Below are 22466 nucleotides of genomic sequence, written 5' to 3'. Positions count from 1 at the left end.
GGGCGTCGTACATGGAAGGATACGCGCCGATGATCGCGATTGTTCGCACGTTTCGCGGGTCCCGGGCCCGATGAGCACGCCGAGCCCCGGTGATGTCCTCTCGGGAAAGTTCCGCATCGAGCGGGTGCTCGGGGAGGGCGGTATGGGCGTCGTGCTCGCCGCGCACCACCTGCACCTCGGCCGCACCGTGGCCATCAAGCTCCTGCATCCGGAGGCCCTGAGGCACAAGGAGATCGTCGCTCGGTTCGCCAACGAGGCGCGGAGCGCGAGCCGCATCCAGAGCGAGCACGTGGCGCGCGTGCTCGACGTCGGCACGCTCGAATCGGGCGAGCCGTACATGGTGATGGAGTATCTCGAGGGGTCGGACCTCTCGAAGCTCGTCAAGCGAAGCGGCCCGCTCGCGATCGAGGACGCGGTCGAGTATCTGCTGCAGGCGTGCGAGGCGCTCGCGGAGGCGCACGTCGCGGGGATCGTGCACCGCGATCTCAAGCCAGCGAACCTGTATTTGACGCGGCGGGCGGACGGCTCGGCCTGCGTGAAGGTGCTCGATTTCGGCATCTCGAAGGCGGCGCTCGTCGGCTCGTCGCCCGAGGCGCAGCAGATGACGCAGACCCAGAGCGTGCTCGGCACGCCCGGGTACATGGCGCCGGAGCAGCTCCGCTCGGCGAAACACGTGGACGCGCGCACGGACATCTGGGCGCTCGGGGTCATCCTGCAGGAGCTCTTGACCGGGAAGCTCGCATTCCAGGGCTCGACGGCGCCGGAGGTGTACGCCGCGATCCTCGGCAGCCCCCCGGACCCGTTGCGAGCGCTGCGCCCGGACGCGCCGCCCGGGATCGAAGCGGTGATCCTGCGTTGCCTCGAGAAGGATCCGGCGCGTCGATTCGCGAGCGTCGGCGAGCTCGCGGCGGCGCTCGTCGCGTTCGCGCCGCAGCGGGCGCACCTGTCGGCGGAGCGGATTGGCCGGATCACGGGCGTCTCGCTTCCATCGGCGGGGGGCGCGCAGGCGCCGCGCCCGGCCATGCAGAGCGGCAGCGTCATTCCGACGGTCGCGGGGATGGGGAGCGCGACGGGCCCGACGGTGGGGCCGTCCCATGCGGGATATGGCGCGCAAGGGCCGACGCCGCCGGGGTATGGCGCGCAGGGTGCGACGCCGCAGGGATACAGTTACCCGCAGCAGCAAGGATATGGCCCGCAGGGGGCGACGCCGCCGGGGTATGGCCTGCAGGCGACGCAGCACCAGCAACCGTATGGCACGGCGTACGGCGCGCAATCGATGCAGATGTCGCAGGGGATGGCGCCGACGGATCCGAACAAGGGCAAGATGCACCCTTCGACGATCGCGCTCATCGCCATTCTGGGGTTCGTCGTCGTGACGTTCGGGGGGTGCTTGACCTGTGTCTGCGCCGCCGGTGCGAGCGAGGCGGACGGGCAAACGAATCAGAAGACGGGGAAGGCGCGCTGAGCCCTCACCCCCGACCCCTCTCCCGTCGCGGGAGAGGGGCGCGGGAGAGAATCAGGCGGTCATCGCGGCTTCGGAGAGCTTGATGACGGAGAAGGCCGCGCCGTAGGGATCCGCGACGACGGCGATGCGGCCATAAGGTGAATCGAACGGCCCGTGCATCACCTGCCCGCCGAGCGACTTGATCTTCTCGCAGGCGGCCTCGGCGTCGTCGACGGCGAAATAAGGCATCCAGTGCGGCGGGATCGAGTCCGGCCACTGGTGGTTCATCTGCAGCACGCCGGCGACCGCCTTTTCGCCCTTGTGGAGCGTGTAATAGATCGGGCTCTCCATCGGCATCTTGCGCGGCTCGACGTCGAGGACCTTCGCGTAGAACTCGGCGTCCTTCAGGCCGTCGCGCGTGTTCACCTCGCACCAGGTCATGGCCCCGTGCTCGTCGATGATCTGCGCGCCCTTGTGCGCGCGGCCCTGCCAGAAGCCAAAGACGGCGCCCGTCGGGTCCGCGCAGACGATCATGCGGCCCTGATCCCCCACGTCCATCGGCTCCATCATCATCTTGCCGCCGAACTCGCGCACGCGCGCCGCGGTGGCGTCGACGTCCCTGCTGTCGAAATAGACGGTCCACGAGGACGGGTAGGGCGCGTCCTCGGGGCGCTTGCCCATGCCAGCGGCGTTGCGGCCGTTCTTCTGGCACATCGAGTAGCCCATCATGCCCTGGAGGAAGGTCCATCCAAAGAGCTCCCCGTAAAACTTCTGCGCACCCGCGGGGTCCGACGTCATCAGATCGAACCACGTGGGTGTCCCGGCGTCGTGCTGGTCGACGTTGCTCATGTGCCTTGCTCCTCCCTATCGCGTTTTCGAATTCGAGGACGGAAGAACCCTCCTCGCGCGCATCGGAAAATGCCTTACACGAGTTCCTCGCGGGGCGTCAACGGAAAAGGGCGCGGAGAGTTTGCCCGCGGTTTGTCGGAGTCATTGCGTTGGCACAGTGCCAGTGGGCCGGCCCGCAGGACCCTCGACCCGTCCGACCCGGCTGCTAAGCTTGCGCCATGAGCTCCTCCCGCCTCGTCACGATCGACTGCGATTACCTCGGGCCCGGCGTCGCCGCCGCCTACCTGCGCGTGGAAGGGGACGAGGCCGCATTCGTCGAGACGAACACGACGCACGCGGTCCCCCGGCTGCTCGCGGCGCTCGCGCGGGAGGGGCTCGCGCCCGAGGCCGTGCGGTGGGTGATCGTCACGCACGTCCACCTCGATCACGCCGGCGGCGCCTCCGCGTTGCTCGCGGCGCTGCCGAACGCCACCGTGCTCGCCCACCCACGCGCCGCCCGCCACCTCGTCGATCCGTCGAAGCTCGTCAAGAGCGCCGAGGCCGTCTACGGCGCGGCGCGTTTCGCCGAGCTCTACGGGACGATCCAGCCGATCGACGCCTCACGCGTGCGGTCGCTCGAGGATCACGCGGTGGTCTCGCTCGGCTCGGCCACGCTCTCGTTCGTGCACACGCGCGGGCACGCGAACCACCATTTCATCGTGCTCGATCCCGCGCGGGAGGCCGTGTTCACCGGCGATACCTTCGGCCTCGTGTATCCGCGGCTCCAGCGCGGCCGGCGGCTCGCCTTCCCCTCGACGAGCCCGACCGATTTCGACGCCGAGGCGGCGCACGCGAGTATCGACGTGGTGCTGCGCTCGGGGGCGCGGCGAGCGGCGCTCACGCATTTTGGCGAAATCGAGGACCTCGACGTCGTGGCCTCCGCGCTGCATCGGTGGATCGACCTGTCCGCCGCGCTCGTCGACGCGGCCGTCGCGCTCGCGCCGGCCGAGGCCGAGCCCATGATCCGCGCGGCGCTCGAAAAGGAGATGGAGCGCGCGGCCGGGGACGCAGGGATCTCGCTCGACGCCGAGGATCTCGCGCTGCTGGAGCTCGATCTCGCGCTCAATGCGCAGGGGCTCGCCTACGTGGCCTCGAAGCGGCGGGCTTGACGTCAATCCGAGGCGGCGGGCCACGTGGCCCGCGCGTCGAGCCAGGCCTTGCAGCGGGCCTCCGGATCGGGGTGCGAGAGGACGTCCGAGATCACCGCGATCGAATCCGCGCCGGCCCTCGCCACGCCGGGGGCGCGCTCCAGCGTGATGCCCCCGATCGCGACGAGTGGCCTCTTCGTGATTCGTTTCCATTCGCCGATACGATCGAGCCCCTGCGGCGCCCACGGCATCACCTTGAGGGTCGTCGGGTAGACCGGGCCGAGGGCCACGTAATCGGGATCGGCCGCGAGCGCCGCGTCGAGCTCCTCGTGGCTGTGGGTCGAGATCCCGAGCTTCACGCCGGCCCGCCGGATCGCCACGAGGTCGGCCCCCGCGAGGTCCTCCTGGCCGAGGTGCACCCACGCCGCGCCGAGATCGATCGCGTCGCGCCAGAAATCGTTGACCACGAGCGTCGCCCCGCTCGCCCGGCACTTCTGGATCGACGCCGCGATCTCGGCCCTCCGCGCGGCCTCGTCGAGCCCCTTCACGCGGAGCTGCACGAGGCCGAGGCCCAGCGGCAAGAGGCGATCGAGCCACCGGGCGCCGTCGACGATGAGATAAAATCGATCCAGCATCGGACGCTCCTCGAATCAGCCTGCGAAGGGGGAGAACGGCGCGCCGAAGGTCGGCGTCGACGCCGTCGCGAGGTCGGTCGGCTCCATGAGCCCCGCCTCGTGGGCCCGTCGGCCCGCGCGGATCGCCTCGGCGAAGGCCTCGGCCATCGCAGGCGGATCACCCGCGGTCGCCACGGCGGTGTTGATCAGAAGGGCGTCGTAGCCCATTTCCATGGCCTGCGCCGCGTGGCTCGGCGCGCCGATGCCGGCGTCGACGACGAGCGTGATCCCCGGGAAATGCCTCCGCAAGAGCCGCAACGCATAAGGATTGTTGAGCCCCCGGCCCGTCCCGATCGGCGCGCCCCAGGGCATGAGCACGCGGCAGCCGGACTCGACGAGCTTTTCGGCGAGGCAGAGGTCGTCGGTCATGTACGGGAACACCTCGAACCCTTCGGCCACGAGCGCGCGTGTCGCCTCGACGAGCGCGAAGGGGTCGGGCTGCAGGGTGACGTCGTCGCCGATGACCTCGAGCTTGATCCACGGCGTCCCGAAGACCTCACGCGCCATCCTCGCGGTGGTCACGGCCTCTTTCACGGAATGGCAGCCGGCCGTGTTCGGCAGGACCGCGACGCCGAGTGATTTCACGATCTCCCAGAAGGCCTGGCCCCCCTTCACGCCCGCCGCGGATTCGCGCCGCAACGACACCGTGACGATCTGCGCGCCCGATCGCCGCACCGACGCGCCGATCGCCTCGGGCGAGGGATATCGCGCCGTCCCGAGGAGGAGCCGGCTCTCGAACGTTCGCCCATAAAAATCGACCATGCTCATCCTCCCTGCATGGGCCGCAGCACCTCGACGGCGTCGGCCTCGGCGATCCGCGTCTCGGCCCGGAGGGCGCGCGGCACGAACTCGCCGTTCAGCGCGGTGGCGACGACCGCGACGTCGAAGCCCCGCTCCTCGACCAGCGCGGCGAGGTCGTTCGCCATCGTCTCGATCAGTTCACCGTTGAGCCATATCCGCATGCAAAGCCTCGTTCGGGGAGGTGTCCCCGCGGAGAACGTCGACGATCCGCGCGGCGAGCGCAGGCGCGAGCAGCCAGCCGTGCCGGTACAATCCATTCACGGCGATCGTGCGCCCCGAGACCTCGATCCGCGGCGCGTTGTCGGGGAAGGCGGGCCGGAGGCCGGCCTCGAGCTCGAGTATCTCGGCCTCGGCGAACGCGGGGTGGAGCGCATACGCCTGGGTGAGGAGCTCGCCGGCCGAGCGCAACGTCACGCGCGGGGCCTCGTTCGTGTCGGTCGAATCCGATTCGATCGTGGTCGCGCCGATCATGAAGACCCCGCCCTCGCGGGGCACGACGTAAAGCGGGTGGCGATGGTGGAGCAGGCGCACGGGCCGCGTGATACCCACGTCCCGGCTGCGGACGAGGGCCATCTCGCCCTTGACCCCGCGCAGCGTGGGGAAATGGTCGCGGGCCCCGAGCCCGCGCGCGTCGACGATTCGATCGGCGAGGAGCGACCCGGGATCCCCGGAGAACCCGAATTCGATGGGCACGCCGGCCTCGCCGAGCCACGTGGTGAGCGCGAGCAACGTGCGCCGCGGGTCGAGGTGCCCCTCGCTCGGGAAAAAGAGGCCACGCCGGTACCGGCCGGCGAGGGCGGGCTCGAGCCCGGCGATGGCCTGCTCATCGAGGCTCTCGTGATTCCGGGTCAGCCGTTCGAATCGGGTGAGCACGCCCGGCTCGCGGGGCGGGGCGAGGACGAGGGTCCCGTTCGTCGCGACGCCCGGGACGAGGGAGGGCCAGAGCGCGAGCGACCGCCGGCCGAGGGCGACCACGATCGGATCGGCGATCTCGGCCTCGCAGTCGGGCGCGAGCATGCCGCCCGAGCGCCACGCCGCGCTCGCCGTGATATCGGCGGCGCGCTCGAAGACCGCGACCCTTTGCCCTGCACGCACGAGCGTGGCGGCGGCGACGAGCCCCATCACGCCGGCGCCGAGCACGGCGACGTCGATTCTTGCGCCCGTCGTCACGGCCCTCTCTTAGCCGCGAGTGTCCCCTGGTGTCAACGCCGACGGGTGCTGTAGACTCGCGCTCCCTCGCCCCCTGCGTCGGGGAAACCTCTACGGCTGGAAGGGCCCCCTCGTCCGGGGCGTTCGAGCGTCATGACCGACCTTTCGTGTTCTCTCGTCGCGCCGCTGCTCCTCCTCGCCGCAGGCTGCACGCCCGCCACGGTGGTGGCGCCGGATCCCGGCGTGCCTCGGGCGCCGCGCGGGGCCGAGACCCATTTCGCCGGCCTCGCCGGCTGCTTCACGATGGTCGAGCTCGGCACGGGCGAGACGGTCGAATACGGCGGCGACGAGTGCGACGTGCGCACGACGCCGGCCTCGACGTTCAAGATCCCGAATGCGCTCATCGCGATCGACGCGGGCGTGGTGCAGGACGAGAACACGGTCTTTCGCTGGGACGGCGAGGAGCGCTGGCGCGCGTCGTGGAACCGCGATCATTCGCTCGCCACCGCGATGTGGCATTCGACCGTGTGGTACTTCCAGCGCATCGCCGAGCAGGTCGGCGAGCCTCGGTATCGCACGTACCTGTCGGCGTTTCGTTATGGAAACGCCGACCCTTCGGGCGACGTGACGATGTTCTGGCTCAACAGCAAGCTCACGATCTCGCCCCGCGAGGAGCGGCGATTCCTCGCCGCCATGTACGAAGGCAAATTGCCCGTCTCCCCGCGCGCCACGTCCATCGTGCGGCGGATCCTCGAGCTGCGGGGCGACGCGAAGGAGCACGTGCGCGACCGCCATCCCTTCATCGACGCGATCCCCGAGGGCGTGGTCCTGAGCGGCAAGACGGGAAGCGCCTTGGCCGAGGATGGAACGCCCGCGCCGCTCGGCGCGGTGGGCTGGTTCGTCGGCGCGCTGGAGAAGGAGGGCCGCACGTGGGTCTTCGCGTGCCGCATTCGATCGAAGGACGAGAACAAGATCGGCCCCGAGGCCGCGCGGATCACCTACGAGATCCTGCGAGGCGAGGGGATGCTCTGATTCACCTGGAGAATCACCGGGCCGGGTCCCAGGCGAGCTCGAGCGATTCGAGGCGCCGGGCGGTGGCGCTCGGGAAATAGGAGAGCTTCTGGTCGGGGACGAGGCGCAGGTGCGGCAGGCGCTCGGTGAGCACCTCCAGCGCGACGCGGCCCTCGAGGCGGGCGAGCGGGGCGCCGATGCAATAGTGAATGCCGTGCCCGAACGCGAGGTGCGGGGTCGTGCGGCGAACGTCGAAGCGGAGCGGCTCCTCGAAGCGGCGCTCGTCGTGGTTTGCCGAGATGTAGGCGATCTGCAGGCGCTCGCCTTTTTTGATGTGCACGCCGCCGAGCTCCACGTCCTCCAGCGCGGTGCGATACATCGCGTGAATGGGCGAGGCCACCCGGAGCGTCTCCTCGACGATGGAGGGGAGGATGGAGGGATCCCTCTTCGCGGCGGCGAAGAGCTCGGGATCCCGCGCGAGCTCGAACGCCGCGGCCGCGATGAGGCCGGCCGTGGTCTCGTACCCCGCGAAGAGGATCTGCAGCAGCATGTTGACGAGCTCGGCCACGCCGAAGGGCGGATCGAGCGCCGCCGCGCCGGTGACGATATCGGAGAGGGCGTCGTCGCGCGGGCTCGCGCGGCGGTCCTCGATGGCCGCGGCGAGGTAATGCTGAAATGCGACGAAGCCCCTGGCGTGCTCGATGAGCTCCGGGAGCGGCTTTTGCCCGGAGAAGACCTCGGTGCTGTTCGTGGTCCAGCGATCGACCTGGTCGAGGTGCCCCCGCGGCAGGCCGAGCAGGTCGACGATGAAGTTCCCTGGCAATGCGATGGCGAATGCGTGCACGAGCTCGACCCGGCCCTTCGCGACGAAGCCGTCCACGAGCCGCGTGGCGATCTCGCGGAGGATCGGCTCGAACTCCGCGAGCCGGCGGAGCGAGAGGGCCTTGGTGACGAGGGCCCGGCCACGCGTGTGCACCGGTGGATCGCTGTCCACGAGGCTCGGCAGGAGCGGGTAGCCCTTGACGAGCTCGGCGAAGAGCTCCGGCGGGGGAGGCACGGCGCCGGGCGTGATCGAATCGAGCGACGAGAAACGCGCCGCGTCTTTGGCGACGGCGCAGACGTCCTCGTGGCGGGTCACCACCCAGAGGTTGAGGGAGTCGCTCCAGAACACGGGCTCGTCGCGGCGAGCGCGCGCATAAAAGGGGCGAGGATCGTCGAGCATGGGCGAGGCGAGCGGGAAGTGCTCCCTGCCGCAGGGGGATGCGCCCCGGCGCGTCACGCTGGATTCGGACATGAATACCTCCGTGGCGCGCGACGCGCGGCCGCGCGCGAGTCGTCGTGTGCAAAAGCACTGAACCACGAGGGGGCGACGCCCGTCCAGAAAATAGGTATGCTTCCGTAGCGTAATGCGGAAAGGCAGGGTGTAATGATGCAACGATGGATCGTGGTGGCGCTGCTCGGTGTCGGGCTCCTCGCATGTTCGTCGAATGGGACGGGCGGGAGCGGCGGCGGCGGCGGGAGCGGCGGGAGCGGCGGCGGCGGCGGGAGCGGCGGCGGCGGCGGGAGCGGCGGCGGCGGCGGGAGCGGCGGGAGCGGCGGCGGCGGCGGGAGCGGCGGGAGCGGCGGCGGGAGCGCGTGTGACCCCGCGGCGGGCACGTATTTCGTGTCGAATGCGGGCAGCGACGACGACCCCGGTACTTCGGACAAACCTTTCGCGACGCTCGCGCACGCCGTGGATCTCGCCCAGCCCGGTGATACCGTGGTCGTCCGCCAGGGTACGTACAACGAGCTCGTCGTTTTCCCGCGCTCCGGGGCGCCCGGCGCGCCGATCACGTTACGCGCGGCCTGCGGCGAGCGGCCGATCCTCGATGGAACGGGCCTCGGCGGCGGGGGCGAGCCGGCGCTCGTGTCGATCGTCGATCGGGGGCACATCGTGGTCGAGGGGTTCGAGCTCCGGAACCTCACGGGCAAAGGCGGGTTTCCCGCGGGCGTCTGGGTGCGCGGCGCCTCGCACGACGTGCTGATTCGCGACAACGTGGTTCACGACATCGTCGCCGAGGACGGCGGCGACGGCGCCGGCGCGCACGGCATCGCGGTGTACGGGACCGAGACCACGCCGAGCGAGCGCATCTCGATCGTCGGCAACGAGCTGCGCGATCTCGTCCTCGGCTGGAGCGAGGCGCTCGTGATCAACGGGAACGTGCGTGATTTCGAGGTGCGGGACAACCACGTCCATCACGTGAACAACATCGCCTTCGATTTCATCGGCTTCGAGAGCGACGTCTGCGGCGCCTGCTCCCAGGACGACGAGATCGACGCGCCCGACGTGAACCGCGTGCGAAAAGGCCTCGTGGTCGGCAACCTCGCGCACGACGTCTCGAGCTCCGGCAATCCCGCTTATGGCAACGAGAAGGCCGCCGGTTGCTTCTACGTGGACGGCGGGGCGGATCTCGTGATCGAGCGGAACACCGCGCACGACTGCGATCTCGGCGTGGAGCTCGCGAGCGAGTGGTTCGGCAAATCCACGCGGAACATCGTGGTGCGAAACAATTTCCTCCACGCGAACGACGTCACGTGTATCGCGACCGGCGGCTACAGCGCAGGCAATGGCGGCGGGGGCGGGGCCGCGAAGAACAACGTGATCCTGAACAACACGCTCTTCGATTGCTCGCGGGACGGCTGGGCGGACGCGGCGATCCTCCTGCAAAACCGCAACGAGGGCAACGTGTACCAGAATAACGTCGTGGTCGCGACGCCGGGCACGAGCGCCGTCCTCGTGGCGGGCAGCAGCAACACGGGGAACACGTTCGATCACAACGTCTATTTCGGCGGGGGCGTCGAGGGGATCCAGGGCGGCTCGAATTCGCTCGGCGAGGATCCGCTGCTCGTGAACCCCGCGGGCGGCGATCTGCACCTCTCGGCGGGGTCCCCGGCGAAAGACAAGGGCAATGGCGCGCTCGACCCGGGCGCGACGGACATCGACGGGGACGCCCGGAAAAACGGCCCCGTCGACATCGGCGCGGACGAGCTCTGATCAGCCCCAGCGCACCTCGTAATGGGCGCGCTTCTCGCCGGGTGTTTCGCCCGGCCACGTGCAAGAGGCCTCCCACGCGCCGCCTTCCTTGCGCAAAGCGCGCGTGTCCACGCGCATCCGCCCGTGATCCCGCGGGATCGTGATCAGATTGTAGAGCCGCGGCACGGACGGAGGGCGGTGATCCGCGGGCGCGCCGAAGCTGCCGGCGCCGATGACGTGGACTTTCCGCACCGGGTCGAGGTGATAGAGGAGCGCGGCGCGATCCTCGTGGACGTGGCCGTGCAGGACGGCCCGGACGTCGGCGCGGCGTAGCTGGTCGAGGAAGGCGTCCTCCACGATCTTTTCATTGCCCGTCACCGGGTGGTGGAAGACGACGAGCCGTAACACGGAGGCGTCTTCCTCGAGATCACCGCGCCTGCGCGCGTCGCCGATCTGCCGATCGGCCTCGGCGAGCGCGCGGGAGAGGGCGCCCGGGTGGATGCCCGAGCGGCCGCGGTGGTATTCGTCGACCTCGAAGGCCGAGTTCAAGCAGAGGAACTGGATCCGCTCGGCCGAAAAGAGCAGGGCGGTCCCTTGCTCCTCGGCGCTCATCGGGTATTCGCGCAGGCAGAGCGGGTGGTAGAGGTGCCGCGAAAAATTGCGGAATCGCTCGGGGTAACGCGCGTCGTCGCGAACGAGGTAGCCGCTCTCTTGCTCGACGAAGCTGCCCGAAAGGAGGCGCTTCGGATCCAGGCCGCGTTTTTTCTTGAAATCGTAGACCTCGGTGTCCCAGTCGAGGTCGTGGTTGCCGGGCACGACGATGCAGCGGTCGGCCGTGAGGCCCATCGCCTCGGCGAGGCGCGAGAGGAAATGGCGCGCGGCCTCGAGCTCGCCGGGGCTCGCGCGGCTCGAGAGGTCGCCGGAGACGACCACGAAGTCGAGCTTCTCCAGGGCGAGCCCCTCCACGCGGTCGCGCAGATCCGTGAGCAAGGGCTGGAGCAAAACCTCGGGATCGTCGCCCTCGTGGAGGTGCAGGTCGCTGAGGTGCAGGATTCGAATGGGCGCGGGGGGATTGCCTGCGGTGATTCGCGCCACGGCCATGGCCATTCGCGCGGCCTCGACGCTCTCCTCGCGCCGGCGCTCGGCCTCGCGGCGCAGGGCGAAGATGGGCGCGGCGAGCGCGTCCTCGCCCTCGGTCCGCGGCACGAGCGGGGTGCGCGTGTCGCATTCGGGACAGCCGATGTCGGAGTGGCCGCCGACGAGGCGGCTCTTGACGGTGTCCTCGGGCAGGACGTATCCGCAGACGCAGCGCACGGAGGCGCGCTCGACGAACTGGACGCCGCGCTGCTTCAGGTGATCCTCCAGAAACCCCGCGAAGAGCCGCCGGACCTCGTCGGGCGTGTCCGGCGAGAACGCGAGCTCGAGCCCCCCGCGCGCCTTGCCGGCCGGAGATCGAGAAATGGATACCCGCGACAAACCTTCGCCCGGGACACCGAAATCGGCGCGTCCGGGGCCGAGGCGCGCAGGGCCGAAGCGTCGCCCGAGGGCGAGCGCGGAGGCGACGGAGGCGTAGACCTCGGAGGCGGGGCGGCTCATTTCATAACGAATCGCTGCCGGGAGGGAAGGCGCAGCGGCGGGATCGGCCGCGTCGGGGGCCGGAAACAGGGCGGGGAAGACGAGGAGCCCCTCGTGGAGGAAACACGTCCCTTGCTCGATCAAGAGCGCGATGACGGCGTCGAGGACGCCGAGCTCCTGATCCTTGCGGAGGCGCTCGCCCGGTGGAATTCGCGGGAATCGCGCGGCGGGGCCGAAGAGCGTGGCAATGGCGAGCGCAGGGACGCCGTGGGGGTTGTCGCGGGCGAGGAGGATCAAGGATCCGGCATACCGGGCGATCTGCTCGACCTCGAGGACGAGGGCGCGGGTTCCATCGGACAAACGAATGTCGGCGACGAGGCCCTGGCGGGCGAGCTGGGAGGCGACGGCGGGGATGGCGGCTGCGAGCTCGGCGTCGGTCTCGTCTCCGGCCACGCTGGCCTCGAGCTCGAGCAGGGTGAGCACGGCGCGGCCGGCCTTGCGGGCGCGCTCGACGTGCGCGCGAATGCGCTCGAAGAGGGCGGGGCGGCTGGTGCGGCCGAGGGAGGACCAATCGATGGCGCCGAGGAGGGCGCTCTTCAGATCGACAATGCCCCGGCCCGTGCGGGCGCTCGTGGGCAGGTAGGCGAGGGCGCCGGTGCGGGCGCGGAGGCGATCGGCCGAGGCGCGATCCTCGGGGGCGCGATCGATCTCGTCGAGCTTGGTGCCGACGAGCAATCGCCGCGGTGCCCCGCCCTGCTCGTCGCGCTCGCCGAGGTGGTCGTTCCAGGCGACGATTTCATTCTCGGCGGCCTTGCCGCGGCCGGGCTCGAAGACGAGCAGGGCGAGGGAGGCGTCGCGCAAGAAGAGCGGGTGGACGAGGCGATATTCGTCCTGGCCGCCGAGATCCCAGACGACGAGCTCACGGCGATGGTTTTTCGGGACAGGCGCCTCGCGGGGCAGGCGCGCGTCCGCGATCGACCAGAATCGCATGCCGTGGGTGGAGGGTTGCTCCTCGTAACGATCCTCGGCGAGGCGGAGGGCGAGGCAGCTCTTGCCGGCGCGGCCCTCGCCGAGGAGGACGACCTTGGCGGTGGTGGTGTGGAGGGTGGTGGAGGCGGGGGAGTGGTCGTAGAGGGCGTCGATATCGACGGTGAAGAGGGCGAGGCTGCCGGTGGGCGAGGGAACGGCGAGCCAGGGCGCGTCGGGGGCGAAGACGGCGCCGGCGAGGTAATTCGTGGCGGATCGCAATCGGGCGGCCGGCTCCCAGGTATCCGTGCGCCAGAGGAGGACGAGGCCGTCGCGGGAGCGGGACGCGAGGACGCGGCCATCATGCGAGAAGGAGAGGCTCGTGACGGCGGTCGTATGGCCCTCGAGTTTGGCGAGGAACGCGCCGTCGACGAGGCTCCAGACGGCGATGGTGCCGTCGTCGGCGGCGGAGGCGACGTGGGGCGCGCGGGGCCGGAAGGAGAAATCGAGGACGGAGCCGCGGTGGAAGGGCGCGGCGCGGGTGAAGCCATTCTGCGGCAAGGTGCCGGCAGGGATCGTCGAAATGGCGACGAGCCCGTCGCCTTTGCCGCCGGAGAGGAGGAACTCGCCGTCGGAGGAGAATGTGAGGGCGAAGATGCCTTCGGGGCAGAAGCCATGATCGAGGTGGCCGAGGGGCGCGAGCCCGTCGGCGTCGAGGAAGAGGATCTTCCCGTCGGGCTGGCCGACGGCGAGGATGTTCTCGGGGGACCAGGCGAGGCTCGTGCCGGCGATTTCGTGCAGGGTGCGGAGGGGTTCGCCGTTCGAGGCATCCCAGACGGTGAGGTTTGTCCCGGCGCGCGTGGCGAGGCGGCGGCCGTCGGGGGAGAAGCAGAGGTCCATCGCGTCGGAGCCCGCGCGCGCGACCCAGCGCATCGATTGCGTGGAGGCGTCCCAGCAGTGGATCTTGCCCCAGAATGTAATGGCGGCGAGTGCGTCGCCGGCGGAGGAGAAGCGGACGCGGGCGAGGGGGCCGCGGTCGATGGGCAAGGAGCGGAGGAGGGTGAGGTGGGTCTGGCGGTTTTCGGGAGCGGAGGCGGGAGCGGGAGCGCGCGCGGGGGCGGCCGAGGGGGCGAATGCGGCGATGGGGGCGGCGCGGGATTGCGGGGGGGCCGGAGCTGGAGGCGCAGCCTCGTTTTTCGATTTGATCGGCTTGGGTGCGGGCGGCGCCATCGGTATTGCTTCGAGCGCTGGGGCAGAGTCTGCGATACTCGTCAATGCGGAGGCTTCGTCCGCCTTGGAATCGTCGGCCTCCGCCGGCCGGAGAGGGACAAAGGTGCGCTCGATGGCGCCATCCTTTAACCGCGGCCACATTGGCTCGGATCTAAACTCGTCGCGATGCGCAGTACGAACGAGTACGCGCGGCCATACTGTGATGATTCCACCTTTGCATCCCTCGTCGAGAGCAATGCGTCCGGCAGCATATCCGTGCAGGGAACGAAAATTCCCTGGACCTGCGAAAGAATGAGTCGTTAAAAATGGGGTTGCACCTCCGCCGATCAGGGGCGCGTGGGCGCTTGCGCTTCCGGTGAGATGGAAGGCAAACCGGGCCTGGGAGGCGATTGATTGGTAAAATCGCTCGCGAGCCGCAGGGGAAAACGCGTCCGGTGGATGGTGCGAAAGCAAGATGCATGCATCATGGCTCATTGCCCAGGGGTCGAGATCTCCCGCAACGACTTCGAGTTGGCGCGGATCCACGTCGTGGTCGCTGTACCCATCCACGGAAAGGTTGAGAAAGGCCGTGTTCAAGCCCGCCACGCCGTAGCGGCGCCCTTATTTTGTTATGGTGGCAACAAAATCACCAGGTAGAAGGCCCTTCCGGAGAGCGACCTCAACGTTCCCCGGTCGTTCACGGTGCCACCTCTCGATCCATTGGAGGAACGGGGTGAACGCGGCGGTTACGGCTCGCCGGAAGGGATGCTTATGGTCCTCGAAGAACACCTCGCGCTTCGTCTCCCAGGTGGCCGGTTTCGGTGCCACGCCTGCCGCGGCGCGGACGAGGTCGTGGTTGCCGGGGACCGCGAGTAGCGCCGGGCGGGGGCCCAGCCGAGCGAGGAAATCCTGGAGAGACGCGAGCACTTCCGTGACGACGCCGTACTCGGTCTCAGTTCCAGTCGCGGCGAGGTCGCCGGCAACGAGAATCACGTCAAAGGCTCCTACGCGGTCGCGGAGCCAGACGAGGTCCCGCTCGATCTCCTCCCGGTACTGAGGCCGTTGCCACAGGGTGCCGGTGGTCCCGACGTGTAGATCGCTGAGGTGCAGCCAGCCGAGTCCGGCCATCGTGGTGGGCTCCCGGGGGTGTCGACCGGCGCCCATCGTATCCCCCGGCCCTCGCGTCCGGCAACGGCGGCGGGGGTGAGGGTGGCGGTTTGTCTCGATGAACTGATGTGGGAACTACGTCAGCCGTAAATGGGATTCGTTCGCACTCATGTGTGCGCGTGTTTTAGAAGCAACATCGTGGTACCAGTCCTTTCGAGGTGGTTCGTCCCGATAAACTGATAGCAAAACTACGATCTTCGCGACAACAATTTCAGTGAGGACGGCATCGAACCGGTGTTGTCTTCAATACGTCCTGCTACCAGTACTTTTGTGCCGTTTTTTCCTTATCGGCGAGGGGCGCTTGGAGGTCCTCCGGGGCCGTTTCCGGTCTTCTGGGGGTTTTGGCGCCGTTTTTGGGCTGTCACCGCGTCATGACCGACCGGTCAGTTTTGACGCATCGTGTCTTGGTGCAATCATTATAAATATATTGTCATGTAAAACGTGTTTCATGTAAAACCTTTGAGATGTTCGGGGTCGAGTTGTTGGTTTGTCATGGAATATTTGGTTTGGTGTCGCAATGGTGCGCGCGAGCGTCGAGCGATATTCGACGCTCGAGGGCGGCGACACCGAAATGGGAATGGAATTGGCGGGGGAATCGAACGCACGAGGAGCATTGCGCTCCTCGGTTTTCGTGATCAGGCCGCGCTGGCCGCGCTGCGGCTCACGAGCACGAGCGGATCGGGGCCGGGCGCCGCTTCGAAGCCGCCGAGGCCGTCGAGCAGCTCCCACGTCGCGCAGAGGTTCGGCGTCTCCTCGGACGACGCCCAGTCCCCCGTGCGCGCGAGCGGGCCGCCGACGATCTCCGGATCGGCGTCGATTCGCTCCCGCACCACGACCTCACCCGCGTGCGCCGACACGTTCACGTGCACACGCGGATCCGAGCCGCTCCGCGACGCGAGCGCCCCGTGAAGGTCGAGCGCGAAATCGAGCGCCGCCTGGCGTTCGTCCTGCCAGCGCGCAGGATCCCGCGGCAAGAGCCGGAGGCCGAGCACCTCGGCGCTCGTGCTCGTGCAGAGCGTGTAACCCGCCGCGCGCAGCCGATCCTCCGCGGTCGCGAGGATCCGCTCGATCTCGCTGGCAAAGAGCTCGGGCGCGTCCTCGGCGTCCGCGCGCAGCCGGATCTCGATGAATACCCCCACCGCGAAGCGCGGGAGCTGGTGCGACGACGCGCGGAACGTGCCCGCCGAGGTCGCGTGGCGCAGCGCCCGCACGAGCGCGTGCACCGACTCGTAACGACGCTCGGGCCGCTTTTCGAGGCACTTCAAGACGACCGCGTCGATCTCGCGCGAGACGGGGACTCGCTCGCTCGGGCGCGGCGCAGGCTCCTCGAGGTGCTTGCGCACGAGCTCGCCAGGGAACGAGGACTCGAACGGCAAGCGCCCCGTGAGCAGCCGATAAAGGAGCGCGCCGAGCGCGTAGACGTCGGTGCGCGCGTCGACCGGCGCGCAGAGGAGCTGCTCGGGCGCCATGATCGTCAGCGTGCCGATCTGACGATTCACCGAGGTCAAACCCGCGCTCGACGTGCCCGGATCGACGAGCTTCGCGATGCCAAAATCCAGGAGCTTCACACCTCCGAGGCCGCCCGTCGCCATCACGTTGCTCGCCTTGACGTCGCGGTGGACGATGCCCGCGGCGTGCGCGGCGCCGAGCGCGGCGCAAACGGGCTCGAGGATCTCCAGCGCCTCTTCAGGGCCGAGGCGACCGCGCATCGAGAGCAAGACGTCGAGCGTGACGCCGGGGAGATACTCCATCACGAAGAAGGGAGTGCCGCAGGGGAGCGCGCCGACCTCTTTGATCTCGACGATGTTCGGGTGACGGATACGCCGGAGGAGCTCGACCTCCCGGACGAAGCGTTCGATCATCTTCGGCAGCGGCGCGAGCGTCGGGTGCAGGACCTTGATGGCCACGGGTTCGGCGCGACCCGCCGCATGCGCGCGGTACACCGAGCCGCAACCGCCACGCGCCACGAGCCTGTCGACCACGTATCCGCCCACGGACGTCCCCACGGCAAGGGGGACGTCGTGATCTTCGTTGCCGTTCATCATGCTTCCGCCGAGAAGCCCTGATCGACCCATCATGCCCTCCCCCGGTGCGATCGCGATCCCACGCCACGGGTATGACCCGAAATGCGCTGCCTCGGCAACCGATTTCCGCGCTATCCGCGCTCGTCCGAAGGCCGAATGAACGCCGCAACGCGTGATCGATTCGGGGTAAGCACGGGCCTGATGGGGGCCGCCCCGAGCCCCGGACCCTAGAGCGACATCAGGGCAATTCCCGACGGCGTTGTCGAGGGTTCCCCGTTCGCAGGACGCCCGTACTCCAAGTTCGTCGTGTCCTGTGCCGGCTCCGTGTTTCGCGCTATCGTGAGGGGAATCTCTGAGACGGGGGGGTACATGTCTCGGAAATCAATGGTCGCGTTTTTTCCGTTCGTGGTCGTGACGGTCATGCCGCTGGTCGGTTGCGTGGTGCAGCCGGGAGGAGAGAAGGTCGACGCCGAGGCCGTGGGCCAGGCGCAGTTCGAAATCAACATCCTGAACGGGCTCCGGCCCGAGGCGCTGCTCGCGGGAGGGGACCTCGCGAAGGGGCCGCTTTCGCTCGACGCGATGTCGTCGAGCGCGCGGGCAGCCATCGAGGCGCCGACGGCGGAGGGCAACCGCGCGCGGTTGTTCCTGAAGTACGCCGTCGGCTGCGCGCTCGGGCCGGGGCAAGGGCTCTCGTTCACCTGGACGGACGGCCTCGGTCGCGTCCACCAGGAGGACTACGAGGGCGAGGTGGGGCTCGCCCCGGCGTGGCAAGAGGCGCCGCTCGACGAGGCCGGTCAGCAGTGGGTGTCGGCGTGCCTCGGCGCTCGCACGAATCGGTACGGCAGGGTGGTGGACATCTCCATGCGGGGATCCGCCGAGGGGCTTGGGGCGGTGGATGACGCCGAACGCAAGGAATTCCCGTACGAGGAGGGGGCCTTCTGGGGCAATCTCTTCGCCCCGGAGCCGTATCTGCGCTCGTGTCACGACCCGGCGAACGTGGACCGGGCCCGCGACGTGGCGCGTGATTGCGCGGCCGGGCTCGCCGGCGAGGGCGACCAGGACTGCGGAATCATGGAGATCATGGGGCCCTGCGCGACGCAATGCGAAGAGCTCGGCGCGGACCTGTACCATCCAGGCTGCGCCGCACCCCAATCCGGGGTTCCTTCCGGAGGGAAAACAGAGTATGTGATCACGGTTTTTCTACCGTAGAGATGACCACACCACCGCCGCCGCCGGAGCACGACGCAAACCACCGTCACGGACGGAAGGGCTCGCGTTGTGCCTCGTGCGGGCGGCGCGTGGGGGCCTCCGGGTGTCCGGAGCATGGTCGTCCGCTCGAAGGGGACACGGCGCCCGAGCTCTCGTCCGAGCCCGAGGCGCCGCTGCCCGAGTTCCGAGGTTACCGCACCGAACGTATGCTCGGCCGCGGCGGGTTTGGCATGGTGTACGCGGCCATATCGGCGTCCGCGTCGCCCACGAGCCCGCCGCGCCGGGTGGCGATCAAGCTGGCCCGCGACGATCGGGCAGGCGCCGCCCAGAGGCTCGCCCACGAGCTCGTGGCGCTGCGCCTCGTGGGCCCGCCCCACGTGCCCGAGGTGATCGACGCGGGCGAGCTCCACCCAGGTTCGCCGTACATCGTGATGGAGCTCGTCGAGGCGAGGACACTCGCGGAGATCCTCGCCACGCGTGGCCGGTCGTTGCCTCCAGCCGAGGCCTGCGCGATCACGCGCGCCCTGCTCGGCTCGTTGCGCGCCGTGCACGAGGAGGGCCTCGTCCACCGCGACATCAAGCCCGAGAACGTCCTCGTCACGGAGCCGCCGGGCCGCGCGACGGTGCTCGATCTGGGGCTCGCCAGGCGAGGCGGCGCGATGCCGGCGCGGACGATCGCGCCGCACGAGGAAGGCGCGATGGTCGGCACCATCGAGTACATGGCGCCCGAGCAATGCGAGGGCCGCGCGGAGCTCGACGCGCGCGCCGACGTGTACGCGGTGGGCGTGATCCTGTACGAGATGCTCGCGGGCAGCCCGCCGTTCTGGGGCCCGCCGGCGGCGGTGCGAGAAGGGCACCTCTCGCGCAGGCCCGCGCGGCTCGAGGGGCGCGCAGGCACGCCGATCCCGGCGGAGCTCGAGGACATCGTGTTGCGCTGCCTGGAGAAGGATCCGGCCGCGCGATACTCGAACGCGACCGAGCTCGACCAGGCGCTCGCCGCGATCCGCCTGGGGACGGAGCCCGAGCTGCGGAAGTCCCCGGAGAGCGCCGGGGATCCGACGACGAACGGGATCGGAAAAACCCAGGCCCCGGATCGAGGCTCGTCGGAGGGCGGGCGAGCGAGGCCGTCCGACGCCTCCGCGACGGAGCGGCGAACGGTGGCCTTGCTGCACTTCACGTCGCAGCTCGATCCGATCGCGCTGCAAGGACGCATCGAGCCGATCGGCGGGCACGTGATGCGCGCCTCGGGCGGTCGGTACGTGGTGGCCTTCGGGCACGAGGCGGACGAGAACCCGGTGCGGCTGGCGATCCGCGCCGCGCAGGATCTCGTCGCGCGTGGGATCTGCGAGCGGGTGTGGATCGATCTCGCCACCGTCTCCGTGACGGCGCGGCCCGACGGATCGAAGCGGCTGCTCGCGCCGCACCTCGCGCGGATCGGGCAGGCGCCGTTGCCCGCGGGGGCCGCGCCGATCCTGCTCTCGCCGGCCGCGCGTGCGGTGCTGACGGAGGCCGATCTCTCCGAGACGCTCTCGCTCTTCGGCGCGAAGGCCGTCGAGGAGGGCGAGCTCTCCGGCGCGGAGGATCCGACGACGCGGCTCGGGCACGTGGGGCCGCCGCTCGTGGGCCGGGACGATCTCCTGGAGACGCTCACGCTCGCGGCGCTCCGTTCGGTGCGGGAGGCCGTGCCGTCGGTCTCGGTGATCGTCGGGGAGCCGGGGCACGGCAAGAGCCACCTGCGCAGGCTGCTCGTCGAGCGCCTGCGGACCCTCGTGCCGCTCGGGGCGGTGGTGGATCTGCGCGCGCCCGAGCCGATCGTCGGCGGTGGTGACAGCGTCCGGGACCTGCTCTCGGCGGCGCTTGGTCTGCCCGCGTCGATGCCGATCGAAGGGCGCAAGGCCGCGCTGCGCGAGCGGCTCGGTCCGGCGAGTAGCCCCGAGGCGGAGGCGGCGCTCGCGCTCGCCCTCGGCTGGGTGGGGCCGCCGCGTGGCGACGAGACCACGGACTTCCCGGGCCTGCGTGCCCTCGAGGCGGCGCCGTTCGCCCTCGGCGCGACCTTGCGCGTGGCCGGCGGCGAGGCGCTGCGCAGGCGCGCGGAACGGACGCCGCTCTGCGTCGTGCTCGACGACGCGCAGTTCGCGGACGAGGCGACGCTCGGCATCCTGGAGCACGCGACGCTCGCGGAGGCGCGCGCGCCGATCTTCGTGTGCGCCCTCGGCCGCCCGGTGTTCCGCGAGAACCACCCGTCCTGGGCCGAGCGCGCCGCGCATAGGGACGTATGTGATCTCGGCCCGCTCGACGAGCAGAGCGCGGCCTCGCTGGTGCGCGTGCTGCTCGCGCCGGCGGAGAACGTCCCGGAGCTCGCGGTGCGCAGGCTCGTGGAGCGGACGCAGGGGATCCCGCTCTTGCTCGTCGAGCTCGTGCGTGGGCTCAAGGGCGCCGGGATCGTGCGGCGGCACGAGGGTGGGCGTGGGTTTTACGTCGCGACGGACGAGCTCGATCGCGTGCCGGATCTCCCGCTCATCGAGTGGCTCGCGCACCGCGAGATCGACGCGCTCTCGCCGGCGGAGCGGGCGCACGCGCGCCTCGTGGCGACGGTGGGCGCCGAGGTCACGCCGGAGGAGATCTCGGGCATCCTGCGCGGCATCCTGCGGCGGCTCGATCAGAGCGGCGAGTCGAGCGAGTTCCCGCTCGACGCGCGGATCGGCATCGAGCGGCTGCTCAACACGGGCGTCCTCCGACGACAGCGCCACGGTCGCGTCAGCTTCCGGCACGCGCTCGTCCGCGAGACCATCGCCCGCGGCGTGCCCGAGGCGCTGCGCCGCAAGATTCACCTCACGTGCGCCGAGTATTACCGCGACGCGCCGGGGTTTCCGGAGGGGCCGCCCGAGGAGCAACGGCTGCCGCAGCTCGCCTACCACGCGGCGGCCGCGGGGTTACGTGACGTCGCGGAGTCGGCGTACATGGCGCTCGCCGAGGCGGCGCGGGCGAGGCACGCGTACGTCGACGCCGAACGCTTCTACACGCTGGCGCTCGAGCAGCAGGCGAGCACGGGGCAACGTCGCGGCGGGGCGTATCGAGGCCGCGGGCTCATGCGTTATCGCGTGGGCCGTTACCACGACGCGCTCGCGGATTTCGCCGAGGCGCGCGCGGCGGCGAGCGCGGCGGGGGACGAGATGGAGATCGTCGAGATCCTGCTCGACGAGGCGACGGCGCTCGACTGGATGGGCGAGCACGTGGACTCGCGCGAGAAGGTGCACGCCGCGCAGGCGCTCGTCGCGGGCCGCGCGACGCCGCTGCTCTCGGCGCGTATGCTGCTCGGCATCGGCCGCTCGCATTACCGGTTCTCGCTGAAGGAAGAGGCGCTCGACGCGCTCGCGCGCGCGGCGTCCGAGGCGGCGCGGCTCGGCGAGGGGGGCTACGAGACGCAGGTGATCGCGCTGCTCATGCTGGGCTACCTCGAGCAGGGGATCGGCCGGCACGCCTCTGCCGAGCGCGCCCTCGATCGCGCCGTCACCTTGTGTGACGCGCACGGCGACGCGCTCCACCTCGCGGCGTCGATCAACACGCGTGGCGTCTTGCGTGGCTTCCAGGGGGATCGGCAGCGGATGGTCTCGGACCTCGCGCGGGTCATCTCGCTCGGGCGTGAGCTCGGGCAGGACTACATCGAGTGGACCGGCCACTTCAACCTGGGCGAATGCCTCTACCTGATGGCCGAGCTCGACGCGGCCGAGCCCCACGTGGCCCAGGCGCGCGCCCTCTCCGAGCGCCCTCTCGGCGTCGCGCCGCGCCCGGCGAGCATCATCCTCCAGGCGCGGATGATGCTCTACCGGGGCGACATCGAGAACGCGCGCGCGCTCGCCTCGCGGGCCCGCGGCGAGACGTCCGAGCCGCTCACGGTCCCGTCCGACGACGTCCTTTGCTCGATGATCGAGCTCGCCGCGGAGGACGCGGGCGAGGAGGCGTGGGAGGCCCTCGAGGCTCGGTCGGAGCGATACTCGATCGGGCAGGAGCGTATCGAGGTGGTCGAGACGCGTGGCCTCTCGGCTTTGCGGCGGGGCAGGCGCCGGGAAGCGGCGCGTCACCTCGAGCGTGCGCTCGCCCTGTCGCGGCAGATCCCCAACGTGATCGGCAAGCGGTTGGCGCGGCACCTCGCCGAGGCGACGCGCGATTGACGGAGCTGTTTTTCCACACGGGCGCCGGGCGGTCGTAGTAGAAAAACCAAGGGGGGCGTCCTGTACGTCGCGCGCC

General features: G+C 69.9%; 15 protein-coding genes. 6 read left to right on the top strand and 9 right to left on the bottom strand.

Annotation, left to right across the window (positions count from 1 at the left end; genetic code table 11):
- The first annotated feature begins 70 nt into the window (after window positions 1-70).
- Entirely contained in the window at window positions 71-1465 is a 1395-nt protein-coding gene (locus GF068_RS02595; protein WP_153817688.1) for a serine/threonine protein kinase, read from the top strand.
- Between the two features lie 51 nt (window positions 1466-1516).
- Here GF068_RS02595 and GF068_RS02590 read toward each other — a convergent pair whose 3' ends face one another.
- A complete protein-coding gene (locus GF068_RS02590) occupies window positions 1517-2293 on the bottom strand; it encodes a VOC family protein (protein ID WP_240806578.1) in 777 nt (258 codons plus the stop codon).
- Window positions 2294-2511: 218 nt separating this feature from the next.
- On the opposite strand from GF068_RS02590, the gene GF068_RS02585 reads away from it, so the two are divergent.
- Complete coding sequence (locus tag GF068_RS02585; RefSeq protein WP_153817687.1) at window positions 2512-3441, top strand: MBL fold metallo-hydrolase; 930 nt, start codon at window positions 2512-2514, stop codon at window positions 3439-3441.
- Window positions 3442-3443: 2 nt separating this feature from the next.
- On the opposite strand, the gene GF068_RS02580 is transcribed toward GF068_RS02585, so the two are convergent.
- The 4 genes from GF068_RS02580 to GF068_RS02565 are packed head-to-tail and all read right to left on the bottom strand — an operon-like array spanning window position 3444 to window position 6065.
- Complete coding sequence (locus GF068_RS02580; RefSeq protein ID WP_153817686.1) at window positions 3444-4055, bottom strand: thiamine phosphate synthase; 612 nt, start codon at window positions 4053-4055, stop codon at window positions 3444-3446.
- A gap of 15 nt (window positions 4056-4070) precedes the next feature.
- Window positions 4071-4856: a thiazole synthase gene (locus GF068_RS02575; RefSeq protein WP_153818332.1), complete on the bottom strand. Its 786-nt coding sequence runs from the start codon at window positions 4854-4856 to the stop codon at window positions 4071-4073.
- A 2-nt stretch (window positions 4857-4858) separates the two neighbouring features.
- Window positions 4859-5056 (bottom strand): sulfur carrier protein ThiS, encoded by a 198-nt coding sequence (gene thiS / locus GF068_RS02570; protein ID WP_153817685.1) that lies wholly within the window; start codon window positions 5054-5056, stop codon window positions 4859-4861.
- Window positions 5034-6065, bottom strand: coding sequence for an FAD-dependent oxidoreductase (locus GF068_RS02565; protein ID WP_338046176.1), 1032 nt, complete (start codon window positions 6063-6065; stop codon window positions 5034-5036). The genes thiS and GF068_RS02565 overlap by 23 nt, the downstream gene beginning before the upstream one ends.
- 132 nt (window positions 6066-6197) lie before the next feature.
- On the opposite strand from GF068_RS02565, the gene GF068_RS02560 reads away from it, so the two are divergent.
- Complete coding sequence (locus GF068_RS02560; RefSeq protein WP_153817684.1) at window positions 6198-7076, top strand: penicillin-binding transpeptidase domain-containing protein; 879 nt, start codon at window positions 6198-6200, stop codon at window positions 7074-7076.
- 13 nt (window positions 7077-7089) lie between these two features.
- On the opposite strand, the gene GF068_RS02555 is transcribed toward GF068_RS02560, so the two are convergent.
- On the bottom strand, window positions 7090-8349 hold the full coding sequence (locus tag GF068_RS02555; protein WP_153817683.1) for a cytochrome P450: 1260 nt from the start codon (window positions 8347-8349) through the stop codon (window positions 7090-7092).
- Between the two features lie 132 nt (window positions 8350-8481).
- Here GF068_RS02555 and GF068_RS02545 point away from each other — a divergent pair, with 132 nt between their 5' ends.
- The gene (locus GF068_RS02545; RefSeq protein ID WP_206079382.1) at window positions 8482-10089 is read left to right on the top strand and encodes a right-handed parallel beta-helix repeat-containing protein; all 1608 of its coding nucleotides are present in this window, start codon (window positions 8482-8484) and stop codon (window positions 10087-10089) included.
- Here the strand turns inward: GF068_RS02545 and GF068_RS02540 are convergent, their stop codons facing one another.
- The 3 genes from GF068_RS02540 to GF068_RS02530 form a co-directional block, all read right to left on the bottom strand.
- On the bottom strand, window positions 10090-13656 hold the full coding sequence (locus GF068_RS02540) for a metallophosphoesterase (RefSeq protein ID WP_153817681.1): 3567 nt from the start codon (window positions 13654-13656) through the stop codon (window positions 10090-10092).
- 783 nt (window positions 13657-14439) lie between these two features.
- Window positions 14440-14946, bottom strand: a complete 507-nt coding sequence (locus GF068_RS02535) for a metallophosphoesterase (RefSeq protein WP_170319270.1) — start codon at window positions 14944-14946, stop codon at window positions 14440-14442.
- A gap of 674 nt (window positions 14947-15620) precedes the next feature.
- Window positions 15621-17030, bottom strand: coding sequence for a serine/threonine-protein kinase (locus GF068_RS02530; RefSeq protein ID WP_240806576.1), 1410 nt, complete (start codon window positions 17028-17030; stop codon window positions 15621-15623).
- A gap of 348 nt (window positions 17031-17378) precedes the next feature.
- Between GF068_RS02530 and GF068_RS02525 the strand changes: the two genes are divergently transcribed.
- The gene (locus GF068_RS02525) at window positions 17379-18218 is read left to right on the top strand and encodes a hypothetical protein (protein ID WP_153817679.1); all 840 of its coding nucleotides are present in this window, start codon (window positions 17379-17381) and stop codon (window positions 18216-18218) included.
- An 89-nt stretch (window positions 18219-18307) separates the two neighbouring features.
- Window positions 18308-22390: a protein kinase domain-containing protein gene (locus GF068_RS02520; RefSeq protein ID WP_170319269.1), complete on the top strand. Its 4083-nt coding sequence runs from the start codon at window positions 18308-18310 to the stop codon at window positions 22388-22390.
- Window positions 22391-22466: the final 76 nt, after the last annotated feature.

Origin of the sequence: Polyangium spumosum (assembly GCF_009649845.1) — a bacterium.
GTDB classification, from domain to species: domain Bacteria; phylum Myxococcota_A; class Polyangia; order Polyangiales; family Polyangiaceae; genus Polyangium; species Polyangium spumosum.
The sequence above is the reverse complement of the archived record's forward strand: the minus strand, read 5'-3'. Positions and strand labels throughout refer to the sequence as shown.